Genomic DNA, 15988 nt, shown 5'->3' with positions numbered 1-15988 from the left:
CTATCCAGTCAACCCAATGGTCGTTCGCCGCCACCCAACTAGACGACCGGTCTAATTTACAGCGATTTGCCGTGACCTCATGGCTCAACTGAAAAAAGGAAGCACAAATGAAAATTCTCATGGTTCTGACCTCCCACGACACGCTTGGCGACACCGGCCGTAAAACCGGTTTTTGGCTCGAAGAGCTGGCGGCGCCTTATTACACCTTCCTGGACGCCAAGGCCGAGATCGTCCTGGCGTCGCCAGTGGGTGGCCAGCCACCGCTCGATCCGAAGAGCAACGAGCCGTCCTTCCAGACAGATCTGACCCGCCGCTTCGAAACCGATGCCGTCGCCACCGCGCTGCTCGCCAACACCGTACGGCTGGACAGCGTCTCGCCTGCCGATTTCGATGCGGTTTTCTACCCAGGTGGCCATGGCCCGCTGTGGGACCTGGCAGAAGACCCGATCTCGATCCAGTTGATCGAGTCCTTTATCGCCGCCGGCAAGCCCGCAGCCCTGGTGTGCCACGCGCCGGGCGTTCTGCGCCACGTGAAGAAAGCTGACGGCGCCCCTCTGGTCGAAGGCATGCGAGTAGCCGGCTTCACCAATTCCGAAGAAGAGGCAGTCGGCCTGACCCACGTCGTGCCGTTCTTGGTCGAGGACATGCTCAAGGCCAACGGTGGCCTGTACTCGAAAGGTCCGGACTGGGCCTCCTACGTGGTTCGCGACGGCCTGCTGATTACCGGCCAGAACCCCGGCTCGTCCAGCGAAGCCGCAACGGTGCTGACAGAGCTGCTGAACAACGCCTGATCAAACCCTAGGTGGGAGACTGCGCAAGGTCTCCCGCACTCAACGACATCCCGATGCCATCGGCAAGGGGCCGGTTTAGCCCTGACGTTCCTGGAGACACGCATGATTGCGTTCAACTTGCAGCAAATCAAAGACGCTGGTTGGTTGAAAGAAGCCAACTACATCGACGGCCAGTGGATGGCAGCGGATGACGCCAGACACTTAGCGATAAACGACCCGGCCACCGACAACCAGATCGGCCAGATCCCTTGGGGCGGCGCCGTTGAAACACCCCGAGCCATCGACGCCGCACACGCAGCGTTCACATCCTGGTCACTGACCACCGCGGCAGAGCGCACCATCCTGCTCAATCGCATGGCGCAGTTGGTACGCGACAACCTCGATATCCTCGCCAGCACGCCTGCCAGTTCGGCCTGGCCGCGTACTTTTTCACCCTAGACCTGGCACACCCCTTCCGTGTCTCGCGCGACCTGCAGAGCGGCATGATCGGCATCAACGCCGAGGTCATCACTACCGTTGAAGCGTCCTTCGGCGGGGTCAAGGACAGCGGCATCGGTCGCGAGGGCTCGACTCACGGCCTGGACGAATACCTCAACCTCAAATACCTCCGCCTCGGTGGTTTGTAAGCCCACCCGACATTGACGCGACAAGGAATCGAATATGGAACATCGCTCGTTGTTCGAGCCCACCACGTTGGGCTCCATCACGCTGAAGAACCGCATCGTCATGCCGCCACTCACCCGCCAGCGCAGCGGACAGCCCGGCGACATTCCTACGGCCCTGATGGCCCGTTATTACCAACAACGCGCCAGCGCCGGCCTGATCATCAGCGAAGGCACCCAGATCGAGCCACGCGGCAAAGGTTATGCCTGGACCCCGGGCATCTACAACCAGGCGCAGATTGATGGCTGGCGCACCGTGACCGACGCCGTACATGCTGAAGGCGGGGTGATTTACGCCCAGCTTTGGCACGTCGGCCGGGTATCCCATAATGCTCTCCAACCCCATAACGCTGCCCCCATCGCTCCGTCGGCGATCCAGGCACAGAAGGCCAAGGCCTTCATCGAAACCAACCCAGGCACTGGTATATTGGTCACCCCCTCCATGCCACGCGAGCTCAGCGTCAGCGAGATCAAAACGTTGGTCGAGCTCTACGCCCAAGCCGCACGCAACGCATTGAGCGCCGGCTTCGATGGCATTGAGATTCACTCGGCCAACGGCTATTTGGTCAACCAATTCATCTCGACTCACGCCAACCAACGCACCGATGAATATGGCGGATCGCTGCATAACCGCCTGCGCTTCCTACGCGAAGTGGTGCAAGCCGTCAGCGCCGTGGCCGGGCCCGAGCGCGTCGGGGTGCGCTTCTCGCCTCTGTTCAGCAGCACCGATGAAGACCGCGTGTACATAGGCTTTGTCGAAGAAGACCCGCACCAGACCTATATCGAGGCCATCAAGGTGCTTGAGCGAGCAGGCATAGGCTACCTCTCGATCGCCGAAGCAGACTGGCCGAATGCGCCAGACCTGCCCGACGCGTTTCGTCGCGAGGTGAGAAGCACTTTCAGCGGTCGAATCATCTATGCCGGTTTATATACTGCGGCTAGGGCGGCGGGCCTGGTCGAGGCGGGCCTGGCTGACCTGGTTGCGTTTGGCCGGCCCTTTATTGCCAACCCTGACTTGCCTGAGCGCATCGCCAACGGCTGGCCGCTCAACGCCTTGGACGCCGCAGGCCTATATGGTGGCAAAGAGCAAGGGTTCATCGACTACCCGCGGTACAGCCCCTCCACATCCGACGTAAAACAAGAGGTAACCGTATGAACGATGGAATCGAAGGCAAAGTCGTCCTGATCACCGGCGGCAGCACCGGTATTAGTGCCGAAGTAGCTCGCCTGCTGGCCGCGCGCGGCGCAAAGGTGGCGGTAGCCGCACGTCGAGCAGACAAATTGGAGGCAGTTGTGGCCGAGATAGCTTTGGCAAGCTCGACGTGCTGGTCAACAACGCCGGGCTGATGCCGATTCGTCCCATGGCGGAGGTCAACACCGATGAGTGGGGCGCCATGATCGATGTGAATCTCAAGGGCACGCTCTACGGCATCGCCGCGGCGCTGCCACGTTTCCTTGCGCAGGAAAGCGGGCACATCATCAATCTTAGTTTGGGCGACAAGGTTCGCGTGACCTCCATCGCACCGGGCGCGGTGGAGATATTCAGTTCTAATGCGACGAAACATAACCAGACGCTCCCGAAGCTTCGGGCAACGCATACGTTGCCCTCATCCATTCAATCTCCGCCTGAGGCGTTCGCCCGAACATCCGCTTGAACTCGCGGCTGAATTGCGAGGCGCTTTCATAGCCAACATTGAACGCCGCCGTCGAGGCGCTCATCGTGTTGCGCAACATCAATAAGCGCGCCTGGTGCAGGCGTGTCGATTTCAAATATTGCATGGGCGAAGAGTTCGTCACACCGCGAAAGTGCAGGTGAAAGTTGGGCACGCTCATGCCCGCTTCGTGAGCGAGCGTTTCGACGTCCAGAGGCTCGTGGTAGCTGCTATGGATCTTTCGGATCGCCCGCGTGATCTTGCCGAAGTGCCCCTGGCGAGCGAGGGCGGCGCGCATCGAACCGCCCTGCTCGCCGGTCAGGATGCGGTAGTAGATTTCCCGTATCAGCGACGGTCCGAGAATTTGCGCGTCGCCCGGATAACTCATTGCCTCCAGGAAACGCAACGTCGAGCTGCGCAGCGGATCGTCCATGGGCGAGGCGTACATGCCTTTGGGCTGGGCATCGCTGGGGCCGAGGGTTTCGTCCACTTGCAGCATCAGCTCGCTGGCCAGTTGCAAATCGAGGCGCATGTAGATCGCCAGCATAGGCTCCTTGGCGCTGGCGTCGGTCTCCATGGTGAACGGAACAGGGACGGACACCACCAGGTAGTGCTGGGCGTCATACACGTAGACGTCATCGCCCAGATAGCCGCGCTTGCGCCCCTGGCACAGGATCACGATACCGGGCTCGTACAGGACCGGCGTGCGCGTCAGTGGCCGGTTCGAACGAAGGAACCGAATGTCATCCAGCGCGCTGAGGTTGTAGCCCTCGACAGGCGCGAGCTGTTCCATCAACTGCACCATATGCGTAGCGGCCTGAATCATCGACGCCTCCTTTTGCTGGCTGTTCAACCGTCAGTCGAACGGGTCAGCGCTTCCCATTGATCAATCTCGCTGGCCGCCCGACTGAGCTTGTCGCGCACCAGGTTCAGTGCATCGCTGCCCAACAGCAAATGCGCGGGCGGCGTCGGGCTGGCAATGATCTGCAACATCGCTTGTGCCGCTTTCCGAGGATCGCCCAGTTGCTTGCCGCTTTTCTCCACGCGCGCTTTACGGATCGGATCAAAACTGGCGTCGTAGTCGGCAATGCTTCGAGCAGTGCGCTGCATCGAACGGCCGGCCCAATCGGTGCGGAACGAGCCAGGCGCAACGGCCGTCACGAAGATGTTGAACGGTAGCAGCTCCTTGCTCAGCGTATCGGAGAGGCCTTCGAGGGCAAACTTGCTCGCGCAGTAATAGGAAATGCCCGGCATCGTAATGGTGCCGCCCATGGACGTGATGTTGATGATATGGCCGGCACGGCGCTGACGAAAATACGGCACGAAGGCCTTGGTCACCGCGACCGCGCCAAACACGTTGACGTCGAACTGGCGACGCATTTCCTCCAGCGGCGATTCTTCGAGGATGCCTTCGTGACCGTAGCCGGCATTGTTGACCAGGACATCGACCGGACCGTAAGTGGTTTCGACCTCCGCCACTGCGCTATCGATTCGCTCGAACTCGGTGACATCCAGGATCACGCCATGGGCACGTTCCGTGGAAAGCGCTTCGAAGGCCTGCAACGCCGCCTCACTGCGCACGGTGCCGATGACACGGTGGCCCGCTGCGAGCGCCTCCTGCGCCAGGGCGTTGCCCAGGCCACTGCTCACACCGGTGATGAATAGGGTTTTTCTGTCGTGCATGGTGAACTCCAGATGGATAGGCAGGAAGCCATGGTAACGATCGAAAACTGACCCACCTATGCCGGTTTGCCTTGGGGCATTGCCTATTTCTATCAGCCCGTCATATGCCGGGCCGATCATTTGCAACGGCTGGATAGAGCCGCATCGCTTTCGTGGCGAGGGAGCTTGCTCCCGCTGGGGCGCGCAGCAGCCCCTCGATTTTGCGGTCGCTGCGCAACCGAGCGGGAGCAAGCTCCCTCGCCACGGTCTGCTCCCTGGTCATGACAAAGGGATAGATTCATTTAAGAACTGAGCATACAGATAAGTCTGTCCCCCTTTCGCTTCCGGACCTTCTGCTTTTCAAGTCCGACTCAAAGCCCCTGGACGCTCGCCACAGGAATACGCTCCTGAGGTTGAGTGACATCGTAAACATGCTGCTCACAACCTGCCCCAATGATCACGAACTCCACCAGGTAAACCTTTTGCTTCTCGGGCTTGAAGGTGGAACTCATAGGGCCGCACGCATAAACAATTTTTTCGGCATAGCGGTAGTAGTTCGAGTCGTAGACCCGTGATTCACCGATCACTTCAATCGCCTGCCCGGGGTCAGCCTGCACCTCCAGCTGGGGGAAGCGTTTTACGGTGGCGCTGTTGGCAACCTCGTTCACTTTGGCGATCCAGCCGAATACCTTGCCACGACCGGAATCGACCACGGTTCCCAAGACCTCGGCACGTTGGTCTGCATCGGAACTGCGCCGCACGGAGAATTGCACCGGGTGGGTGAATCCTGTCGCCTTCATGATGATCTTGGCGTGTTCCGCGTCAGCGACGACCTTGGGTTGTTGCAACTGCACGCCATCCTTGAGCAGGCTTGGCGAGGAGTCCCTGACGTTTGAATGACAGCCTGCCAGGGCCATGGCTAGAACTAAAAAGGTGGTTTTTTTCATGATTACTTCCCTGCAAAAATTTGAATGACCACAGACCGCCGAAGTACTTTCGACAAAAGCGCAATAGCGATGACCACGTTCTAGTAATCGATGACTGATTTGGACATTGCTTAACCTGAACGTCCTAACAACCTTGCCCACCATCCAGGCTTGGCGACTGGCCCAGGTGTTGGAACAGCTTCTTCACCGGGATGGAGTAAATCTCCCGGATAATGCTCATGTCCGATGCAGTCACTATCATCAAGCCCAAAGACTTTCACGGCGGCGACCGCCTCGAAACACCAACGACCAAAATAGCTTCCCATCTCAAGCGGATGTTTCACTGGATCACCATAGATGTACCACCACGGTTGCTGTTTGCCGCGCCGGTTCAACTCTGGATACCAATGTTTTACGAAAGCAAGCAACAACGTTGCTTGCTGCGCCTGCGGCGCGTCAATGGCCTTGAGCAGCCTTGCGTAGGGCTTGGCATGCAGGAGGTTCTCCCCAATCGGCCGCTCTGGTTGACGTGACGCCACGACTCGATCAAGCAGAACGTCCTGCCCGCCCTCGCCTATCAACGCAACCAAACGAAGCCACTGGTCGTCGGGAATTTCAAGAACGAGCGCCAGGCTCACCAACCAGAAACACCAGATATAGTGGTTTAAATTTGTGAGCTCAAAGGTCCAGTCTCGGCAAGTCTGGAGATTGTTTTCTGCGCAGATTTCATCGGAGGTACGGTTGGATATTTCCCAAGCGTCCAAAATGCCGGGGAAATATGTTGGCATCTCTGCAACATCGCCACCTCTGGAGTAGACCCGTATGGCGGCGCGCAAATTATCTTTAGCGAAGTCGAATGCAAACTGCGCTCTGTATATGGGGTTGGCCGAAGGCTCCAACAAAATTTTACTGGTGCGCTCAATCCATTGCAGATCTTTTGTTTCACGACCATTCCAGTATTGTTCATCCCCCCAAGGTGCACGAATCATGGAACAACCCCATTCAAATTTTTGGCAGGTAAAATTTTAGACGTGTCTATCGCTTTGACTTTTCCACGAGCGTCAAGCACCTCAATCTCTGTAGCGCCGTCTGGCCGAGTTCTCACGACCCAGGTTTCAGTACGATTCGCATCCACAGCATTCCGTACATCCATGCTCCTATTTTCTCCAACCGCACGCTCCAGACGATCACCCCCGAGAGTCCATGCTATAGAACCCTGCTTACCATCCGTCGGATTACCAAGCCCCGAGGAGCCGGACTTCTTGTTATCACTGACAAACTTGTACTCGATAATGACGTAGTCCACATCTGGACGATCCACCTTATAAAGATCATCGATCCCCGTCTCCCCAATCCCCGGAACCCGTGCAAGCTTCTGTCCTTCGGGAACGATTTGCTGAACAGAACGCTCGCCAAACAAATCACCCATGACGCTTTTCTGCTGTTTGGTTAAAACTGCCAGATCCATCATTGGCTGGCCATCAGGACCAAAGATACCGCCACTTTTGATCAGCGCTTGCTCGGACGCTTCGTTAAGTATTCCGGTGAAGCGCTTCCCCACTGCCTCTGCAAGCTCACCTGTCAGGCGTGTCGTCGCCAACCCTGCGCTACCGGCTCCCGCACCGCCCAGACCGATGCCCACTCCCGCAGAAGTCGCAATAGCCTCATTCTGCCTCAGCACATCAGCGCCATACCCTTGCATGATATGCAGGGTGTCCAGATACCCCTTGAGCCTTAAGTCTTCAGGCAAACTTTGGACAGCCTCCACGGCAGCGGCAAATTGCCGTCCTCCACAACTCGGACAATTCACCGTACTCATCGCCATAAGTGCCGTCTTGGATCCGAAACTCGCCAGGTTCTCCACAGCGTTAGCAAAACCTTCGGCGCTGCCTTGGCCCTTTGCATTAAGTATTGCGGCCTGATTCTTTGGGTCACGCATGTAATGGTAAGGGTCAACCAGCTCAATGTACTTGACCAGATTTTCAACTGACTTCCTGTCTTTCATCAGCTCTGCCAAGCCCAGTCGCTCATTGTTATAGTCAGCCAGGCTCACCTGAAACAGATCTGTGCTTTTCAGCTGCGAAAGCTCCGTTCGAAGGAAGTTGGCGGCATCTGCCGTCTTGCCATCCTTCACATCCAGTACAGCATTCCATCCTCGGTCAACCATCGCTGCTGCGGTTCGCAAGAGCTCCATTCTCGCCTGTTCATCAGTGATGCCCTTTTCCTTCGCGTAACGACTGACTCGATCATCGTCTGAGGCGAACTTTATTTCGTCTGGATGCAACTGCCGGTTGTACTTCTCCACTCCCAGCGCAGTGCCACCGGCCACGACCGAACCGATCACGCCACTACCGGATCCAACCGTCGTACCGACGCCAGCAGCTATTAGCGAGGCTACGGTCTTTTGCTCCGTTTCTGTCAGCTTGCTGCCAGCCAAAGCTTGCATGACGGACGGCAATAGAGCTGAGGCGCCCGCACCCAATGCCCCGCTCTGCACGCTACCACTGGAAAGCCCCATCGCCGCTCCCGCCAAGGCATGCAACATGACGCGCGCCGCGCCGCCTTCCGCCCAGGCGGCCTTGGTCACGCTATCGATGTCCTTACGGTTTTTCTGTTCGTCGGCAAAGCTGCCAATTCTGTTGAATATATCGCTGGACGTTGTATTGGCGACGATGCCAACAGCTGTGCCGCCCGTGGCTCCGCCAAGACCTGCGGCAATCAAGCCAGAGGCGATATCAGCCATCAGTTTCTTATCACCGCCTACCTGCCAGCGGGCGGCTTCCAAACTGGCCGCTTCCGCCGCCCGGGCGGTTGACTCGGCAGCCGGCGAACCGGCATTGGCTTGATCCTTTGCCTCCTGCCCAAGCCTCTTGGCCTCATCCGCCTTAGCCTTAGCGACCGTGCTGATAACACCGCTGGCCAGTTGCGCCGAGCTTTGAATCAGGTCGATACGCTCCTGCATGGCCTCTTCATCAGGCTTGTCCAGCTTCTGATTGGCGTTGGCGGTATCGCGGTTCAGCCCCACCAGGTCAGTCGCGCCCTCGGGGTTACGAACAACGATCGTGCCTTCGCTGACAGCACTGCGGGTGTAGCTGTGATCTTTGTCCTTAAGGGCTACTGGGATGCTGCCGCCGAATGAGGAGCCGCCAACATTGCTGCCCGAGATGGAAATTCCCGCCGATTGGCTCTCGATATTGCTGCTGTTCTTGATATCGCTGACGAGCAAGCGATCCGTGCTGAGGCGGTTTTTATCCGCGAGCGCCTCACTGGCAATCACAGCGCCCTGCAGGGTCGTGGTTTTACCCACATGGATGTCGTAGCCACCGGCACCAGCGAACAATCCGCTCTGGTCGGTCACGGCCTTGTAGTCACTGTTCATGTTGGCGCCGGCAATATTCGCCGAACCCGCGACCATGGAGCCGTAGCAGAACGGCGGAACGCAGATGCTCGCTCCGATCCCCCCGCTGCTTTGCTTGCTTTTCGACGATTCGGTGTCCTGGAGAGAAACAATATTCAGGTTGCCACCAATCGAGGCCTTGATGGTGTCCGCGCGGACCTGTGCGCCTTCGAGGGTAGTGTCGCGACCGCTTTGCAACAACAGCGATCCAGTTTCCAACGTGGTATTGACCTGAGTGACGGACTTGCCGTTACCCATGTTTTTCGCACCTTGGGCCCCCAGATCGAGGGTGAAGCCGTTTTGCTCCCCAATGTTGAAGCTGGCACCAATGGCCGTTTTGTTGCTCGACCCGTCGTTTTTGCGATCAACGGTGTCCTGTGCACTTTTCAGCAGCACATCATTTTTAGCCAGCAACAAGGTGTTTTCAGCCTTCAGGCTGCTGCCGGTTATCTGGATATCACCCAGGGTTCCCGCCGCGTCCCCCGTGGCAACAATCGATAGCTCTTGACCGGTATTAAGGGTGCTTTGCTTCGCCGTCAGGCTGTTGTACTCGCTGCTGCTTTTGCTGCGCGTATTGGCCAGCTCGGTACCGATCTTGATCAGTGAGCCATTGCTGGGGGTGCCGCCTTGCTTGTTTTTGAACCCGGAGCTCTGCCCGTTGGCATCCGAGGCCTGGCCACCCAGGTTGTAAAACGCAAGCGCAGCCTGGGCGATTTTTACTGCCTTGAGTCGAGGGTCATCGGCATTCTTCGCAGCTTTGGACGCGTCGCGAATAGTCCTTGCGGTGTCGACGATCGCACCACCGATGACCCTACCCACTGCCAAGCTTTTAGAGCTGTCCTCAGTGGTTTGCCGCGCGGTTTCATCACCCGCGGTGATGGTCACGTTGGAACCGGTAAGCGCCATATCCTTGGTACTGACCAAATCACTGGCCACCACACTCAACTCACGCCCAGCCGTAAGCGTCACATTGCCAGCACTGGAGCCAACTGTGCTGCCGGTAAGCGTGGTTTCTGCAGCCGTGCCGTTGTGCTTCTGACTGTTGATAAACAGATGCTGATTGCCCGTCATGTCATCCAGGCCCAGCTTGTTACCAGTCAATACACCTGTCAGGTCGCGATTCTTTTCCTTGTGCATATCAGCGCGCGAGAAGGTATTTTTCGCCGCATCGATGGTCAGGTCGCGCCCGGCCTGGACTGCCAGATCACCGGTACTGACCAGGGACGAGCCCGTCACTTTCACATCTTGGCCGCCCGCGACGGTGACCGTCTCGCCTGAGACCATGCTGCCCATGGCAGTCGTGCGCTTCTCATCGACCTTGTCCTGGACTTTGCTCGACTTGAACCCACCCCAACTGCTTTTGCTTTCCTTACGCTCATGGCGGGCGCTGTCGGAGTCGGTCACGGCAAGAATCTGTACGTCCTTGCTGGCGACCAATTTCGTCGCGCCTTTCTCGGAAGTCACGGCGCTACCTGCCAACAGCAGGTTTTCACCCGCCACCAGCGTGCTGTTGCCGCTGGAACTGACCAGGCTGCCCACATGGGTGGTGCTGCCCGTTTCATCCAGCCGGAATTTCTTCCCTGAAGAAGACTTCTTGGTCTTGCTGTAGAAGCTGTAGTCCTGATCCGCAGCGGCCTTGAGGTCAAGGTTCTTACCCGCCACCAGATAGGCTTCCCCCCCGGCATTGACCGTACTCGCCACCAGCGCCAAATCCTGCCCCGCGCTCAGCGTCGCATCCCCTCCCGCCTTGAGCGCGGTGGACACCTGCTGGACATGATCCTCGATGCTCTTGACCTTCTTGCTCTGGCCATACGAATGCTGTTCATTCGCCGCTGGCCCCAAGGTCAAGTTCTTGGTAGCGACAATGGCCAGGTTCCGCTTGGCTTCGACCTGGCTAGCGACCACGTTGAGGTCACCGCCCGCAGCGGCCTGAAGATCCCGCCCAACCGTAACGCTAGAACCGTTCTGGGTAATGGTCTGGTCTCGATGTTTGCTGCCCTGCGTATGGCTGTCCACCTGCTCGGCGGCGGTGATGTTCATATTTCGGGCAGCACGCAATGTTGTGTCATTGCCGCTCTTGAGCACGCCCCCCTTGTTGGCGATATCCCGCCCCGCCCCCATTGCCAGATCATTGCTCGCCTCGATCCGCGCCGCACTGTCGGCAAAGTCACGTTGCTCGGTCTTGTAGCCCGTGCTGCTGGCATGCCGGGTGATGGTGCGTTCATTGGCCAAATCACCGGCAACGGCAACAACACTCACGTCACGCCCAGCAATAACCCCACCCGCCCGGTTAGTCAGGTTATTACTCGCCAACGCATCCAGCCGACCACCCGCTTCCATCAACCCACTGTTGACCAAGCTGTCGCCCGCCGTCGCCCTCAGGTTGCTGGACGCACGTAAAGTGCCCGCATTGTTCAGGTTTTTACCGGCAATCAGGCTGACGTCTGAGCCCTGAATCAGCGCACCATTCGGCGCCAGACGATTGTTGGCCTGGGCCAGATAAAGCACCGGCACCAGCACCTGTTGATTATTCACCGTCCGGTTTTCCATCCAGACGATGTCATGGGTCAGGGCCGCAACCTGTTCGGCGGTCAGGCTGACGCCCAGGGACAGGTTAAGAGCGTCCTTGCTGGCGATGGCATTGTTCATCAGGTACTTGAACATGCCGTCGTCGGAGGTCTGACCGTCGAGGAAGCGCTGGCCGGTGCGGGCGATCACCGCTTGTTGGATCAGGCGTTGTTCGTAGAAGCCGTCGCCCAAACGCTTAGCGGCGACGTCGGGGTCGTAGCCCAGGTTGCTCAGCAGGTAATCCGAGCTCATGAAGCGACGCATGTCGGTCAGCGCCGGGTTGGTCTCGATCAGGTATTTTTGCGGGTTGGCCTGGAACGAACGGTCCGGCAGGCCACGCACTTGCGTCAGCCCCGCACCTTGGGTCGGCGTGGTCGAGCCGTCGCCGCTCATGCGGAACAGGCCGTTTTGCCCGGTGGGCAAGTCAAACCCCGGCAGGGCCAGCGGATCGACCTGTTGCTGGGTCAGGTTCGGCGGTAATTGTCGATTGATGTTGATACGGGTCGAGAAAACATTGTCAGCGTCGGTGTCGGTACGCGGTCCGGCGCCAACATAATTGTAACCGCCGCGCACGACACGGCTGTCGGCTTCGCCCTGGATACGGACATCCACGGCTCCGCCGGCCTGGATGATCGCAGCATAGGTCTGGTTATCAGTGGTGGCTGTTTGAGTGCCAAACTGGGTCAACTCATGTTCGGTCATGCCGATGAAACTGCTCATCGCAGCTTCAAGGCCGGTCAGCTTATTGGGATCGTAAGCTGGGCTTGCGATCCAGTATTTGTTGGTGAAGTCATCTGCGGCAGAGCGCCAGTTGCCTGGATTACGCGTGCGTTCGGACCTGAAGGTGCGCGAGGTTTCAATCTCACCGGTCTCAATGCCGATGTTATCCAGCTTGAGAAGATTGGCGGTAAACGCACCGCCGACACCCAGGCTGCTGCTCCGGTTGGTCAGGGTGTCGCCCTGGATATCCAGGCTGCCGCCGGTGGTGATACTGGAAGCCGCGCTGGCCGAGGTAACTTCGAACTTGTCGCGCTGGATAATTTGCCAGACGTGGTTTTCCTTGCCGCCGCTGCAATCACCGGCGTTGTACCCTTCGATGCAGGCCACTTCCCTGATCGAGGCGGTGTAGATGCCCGCGTCGTGGGTGGTCAGTATTTCGCGGACGTTGTCGATCGTGCTGGCTGCCAGGCGCATGTTGCCGTCGCTCTGCAGCGAGCCGGAGCTGTTGAGGATGCGGCTGACACGGGTGCCGAGGCCGTCGCGATCAATGCTCAGGTCACCCAGGCTATAGATATCGGCATAGCGGTTGGTCAGGCTATTGACGCGCAGGCTGGTATTGCCGCCGCTGAAGATCAAACCGTGTTCGTTGAGCAAGTCGCCGGTGGATACGTCGAGCGCGCCGGCACTGCCCAACGTGCCGTAATTGTTCACCGTGGCGGCAGTGATGCTCATGTCCGCCGCTGAGGTCAGGCGACCGTAGCTGTTGAGGACGCCATCGACCACGACGGTTGTGTTGCCACCGCCAGCGATGCTGCCGCCTTGCTCCAGATCGATCAGCGCGGCCTTGAGCCCCAAGGTGCCGAGACTGCTCAAGCGACCGTTGCCTGTATAGGCGCCGGTCAGTTGCAGGTCGATCGCACCATCGCTGCCGACCAGGCCGTCTACACGCCAATTGTTGCCACGGCCCACCATGCCATTGGTGCTGAGCAACTGGCCCGTGGCGGTCTGGGTCAACTGATCAACATCCACGACCAAGTGCCCGGCCTGGATCGCCGTGTTGTTGGTCCAGCGATCAGCCGTCACCGTCAGGTTGCCGTAGGTCACCAACTGACCGCCGGCCTGCCCCAGGTTGGCTTGGCTGATGCCGAACAATCCCAGGCCAGTGTGCAGCAGCTTGCCACCCACGTTCTGGACGCTGCCGGTGTTGAAGCCCACATCATTACTGGCGGTTTCCAGGGTGCCGTCGTTGTTATCGAACAGGCCACCGATCTTGAACACCGTGGTGCTGTTCTGGCCCAGGGTGCGCAGTTGGCCTTTCTGGTTGCTCAAGCTGGCGGCCAGAATGTCCAGGCTGTCCTGGCTTTCGATGATGCCGGCGTTGTTGTTCAGCGCACCCGAAAGGTCAAAGTCGATACCACTGGCGCTGACCTGCCCGCCGCCGCTGTTGTCCATGTCCCGGCCAGAGATCCAGACCTTGCCCGTGGCGTATATCCCGCCGTTGCGATTGTTGATGTCCGCCGTCGCGTTGGTAACCACGACATCGCCGGCTTGCGCAGCGATGCGTCCGCCGTCGTTGAACAGCCCAGCCAAGGCTCGGATGTTGAGTCCTTGAGCCTGGATCGTGCCGCCCTGGCGGTTCACGTCATAGCCGTTTTTCAGCACACCGGTGGTGCGTGCCTCCAGCGCCGCCTTGACGCTGGACAGCACGCCGCCACGGTTGTCCAGATTCGTCGCGAAGACACTCAGCTTGGCGTCCTTGGCGATGATGCTGCCACCCTGGTTATCGATGTCGTCGGATACATCCACGGTGACCAGGCCCTCGCCTTGCAGCGTGCCCTTGGCGTTATTCAGACTGGCAGCATCGAACTCGACCTCGGCAGTACGGCTGGCGATCAGGCCTTTTTCGGCGTTGTTGACCGCGCCGGTGGCGCTGACCAGCAGCTTGCCATTGGCGGCGACGGTGCCTTTGTTGCTGTTGTCCAGGCTGGCGGTGCGCACGGTCATGACGCCTTGGCTGGATAGCTCGCCGCCCCGGTTATTGATCGCGCCGGTGTTAGTGATGTCGAGGTTCTTGCCGGCCATGACCAGGCCGGTCAGGTTGTCCAGGCTGTCGAGGACCAGGGTCGCGCTGTTCAGGCTCGACAGTTCACCGGCATTGTTTTCCAGATGGCCCAGGTTGGCCGTCAGCAGGCCCTGGCTATTGATCAGGCCGCCCTGGCTGTTGAGGACTTGATCGGCGCTCAGGTGCAGTTCGGTGTTACCCAGGATCCGGCCTTTATTGCGGTTATCCACAACGTTGCCGGTGACGGTGGTCTTGCCCTGACCACTGAGCGTGCCGCCCTGGTTATTCAGCGCAGCGGTGGTCGTGACATTCAGGTCGCGGCTGGCGATGACGGTTTTGCCGGCGTTGTTCAACTGCTTGGCGGTGAGGGTGACATCACCCGTGGTGTTGCGGCTGTTATCGGCATTGACCCCGGCCTCGACAATGCCGTTGTTGGTCAGCGTGCCGCCGCTGTCCAGGTGGATGCTGTCGCGCGCCACCAGGTTTTTCTGGCTGCTCAGGTCACCTTGGGTCTTAACTTCGAGTCGGCTTCCGGCGTACACGTGCTCCCGGGCTTCGAGGCTTTTGGCCTGGATATGGACCGCTCCGGCAGCCGCCGTCTCGGCCAGGCTCAAATGCCCATTGGCATCGAGCTGGATATCACCGCCACTGGCGACCATCTTGCCGTCCAGCTTCACCCCGACACCCGCCTCGGTGCCCACCAGTTTGATAGCGCCTGCGTACATGCCGCCCAGCGCCGAGGAGTCGATCGCCAGTTCCGGCTTGGCACTGCCGTCATCGGCGCGGGCGGTGGCGTTGAGGGTGTCGGCGTTGACGTCGTTGCGACCGGCCACGATCGTCAGGCTTTTCGCCTGGATCTCAGCGTTGATCTTGGCGCTGCGGGTGATGATTTCGAAACGGTCGACATTGCTGGCGTTAAAGCCCGCGCCTTCAATGGCCACGCTGCCCTGATCCACTTGGTAGCTGTTCAACTGGCCGTTCTCGATGATCGGCTTGCCCGTCGTCAGCGTCGCCCTCGGCGTATTGATAAAGCCACATCCGTTACATGTGATGCCATGAGGGTTGGCGACGATGACGTGGGCCGATTGCCCCGCGACTTCGGTGTAGCCACGCAACTGGCTGGGGTTGCCACCGTTGACCTCATTGAGGATGGTCTTGGCGGCCGAGCCCTTGAGGTTCGGATTACCGAGGATGATCCCGCCCAGTTGCGTGGCCTGGGCAGGGTTGGTGGCGTTGTTGAGGATCACGCCGTTGCTGCCGACGTTGTAGTCCTTGAACTGGTTATGAGACAGCCCACTGCCGTTGGGCTTGGCAATGTTGACGACGGGCACACCGTTGCCCGCCTGACCGAGACTGGTGCCCGGCGCGCTGACCACGATACCGTCGGCCTGGGCCCACAGCGGTTGCCAGAACATGACGTTGGCCAACAGGAACGCCAGGCCACGCTTGGGCATGCCCCAGAAGGCGTCGCGGTTTTTCAGGGCAGCAGAGGGCTGGCGGGCCAGGAAGGCGTATTGGCGGTCGTCCATGATCAGGTCTCTTTGCAAA

At 59.2% G+C, this 15988-nt stretch carries 9 protein-coding genes and 1 pseudogene; 5 read left to right on the top strand and 5 right to left on the bottom strand.

The features are described 5' to 3' along the window. Positions 1 to 107: 107 nt before the first annotated feature. From JZ00_RS17570 to JZ00_RS30250, 5 genes and pseudogenes are all read left to right on the top strand, one after another. Positions 108 to 791 (top strand): type 1 glutamine amidotransferase domain-containing protein, encoded by a 684-nt coding sequence (locus JZ00_RS17570; RefSeq protein ID WP_039592361.1) that lies wholly within the window; start codon positions 108 to 110, stop codon positions 789 to 791. A gap of 102 nt (positions 792 to 893) precedes the next feature. Next, on the top strand, positions 894 to 1229 hold the full coding sequence (locus JZ00_RS31535) for an aldehyde dehydrogenase family protein (protein WP_039592362.1): 336 nt from the start codon (positions 894 to 896) through the stop codon (positions 1227 to 1229). Beyond that, positions 1205 to 1417, top strand: a complete 213-nt coding sequence (locus JZ00_RS31530) for an aldehyde dehydrogenase family protein (protein WP_327183713.1) — start codon at positions 1205 to 1207, stop codon at positions 1415 to 1417. Before JZ00_RS31535 ends, JZ00_RS31530 begins: the two co-directional genes overlap by 25 nt. A gap of 34 nt (positions 1418 to 1451) precedes the next feature. Continuing rightward, positions 1452 to 2609 carry an alkene reductase gene (locus tag JZ00_RS17560; RefSeq protein WP_039592363.1) on the top strand — a complete coding sequence of 386 codons (1158 nt, stop codon included), beginning with the start codon at positions 1452 to 1454 and terminating at the stop codon, positions 2607 to 2609. After that, positions 2606 to 3108, top strand: a pseudogene (locus tag JZ00_RS30250) (SDR family oxidoreductase). Before JZ00_RS17560 ends, JZ00_RS30250 begins: the two are co-directional and overlap by 4 nt. On the opposite strand, the gene JZ00_RS17550 reads toward JZ00_RS30250, so the two are convergent. The 5 genes from JZ00_RS17550 to JZ00_RS17530 form a co-directional block, all read right to left on the bottom strand. After that, positions 3002 to 3931, bottom strand: coding sequence for an AraC family transcriptional regulator (locus tag JZ00_RS17550; RefSeq protein WP_039592364.1), 930 nt, complete (start codon positions 3929 to 3931; stop codon positions 3002 to 3004). The pseudogene JZ00_RS30250 and the gene JZ00_RS17550 sit on opposite strands and share 107 nt — an antisense overlap. A gap of 23 nt (positions 3932 to 3954) precedes the next feature. Continuing rightward, entirely contained in the window at positions 3955 to 4788 is an 834-nt protein-coding gene (locus JZ00_RS17545; protein WP_039592365.1) for an oxidoreductase, read from the bottom strand. A gap of 350 nt (positions 4789 to 5138) precedes the next feature. After that, positions 5139 to 5714 carry a hypothetical protein gene (locus tag JZ00_RS17540; protein WP_039592366.1) on the bottom strand — a complete coding sequence of 192 codons (576 nt, stop codon included), beginning with the start codon at positions 5712 to 5714 and terminating at the stop codon, positions 5139 to 5141. Between the two features lie 110 nt (positions 5715 to 5824). Then, positions 5825 to 6682, bottom strand: coding sequence for a PoNe immunity protein domain-containing protein (locus JZ00_RS17535; protein ID WP_039592367.1), 858 nt, complete (start codon positions 6680 to 6682; stop codon positions 5825 to 5827). Continuing rightward, positions 6679 to 15969 (bottom strand): two-partner secretion domain-containing protein, encoded by a 9291-nt coding sequence (locus tag JZ00_RS17530; protein WP_200900490.1) that lies wholly within the window; start codon positions 15967 to 15969, stop codon positions 6679 to 6681. The genes JZ00_RS17535 and JZ00_RS17530 overlap by 4 nt, the downstream gene beginning before the upstream one ends. Positions 15970 to 15988 lie beyond the last annotated feature (19 nt).

The organism is Pseudomonas frederiksbergensis, assembly GCF_000802155.2.
GTDB classification, from domain to species: domain Bacteria; phylum Pseudomonadota; class Gammaproteobacteria; order Pseudomonadales; family Pseudomonadaceae; genus Aquipseudomonas; species Aquipseudomonas frederiksbergensis_A.
Note: the sequence above shows the minus strand (reverse complement) of the source record. Positions and strands in the feature narration are given on the sequence as shown.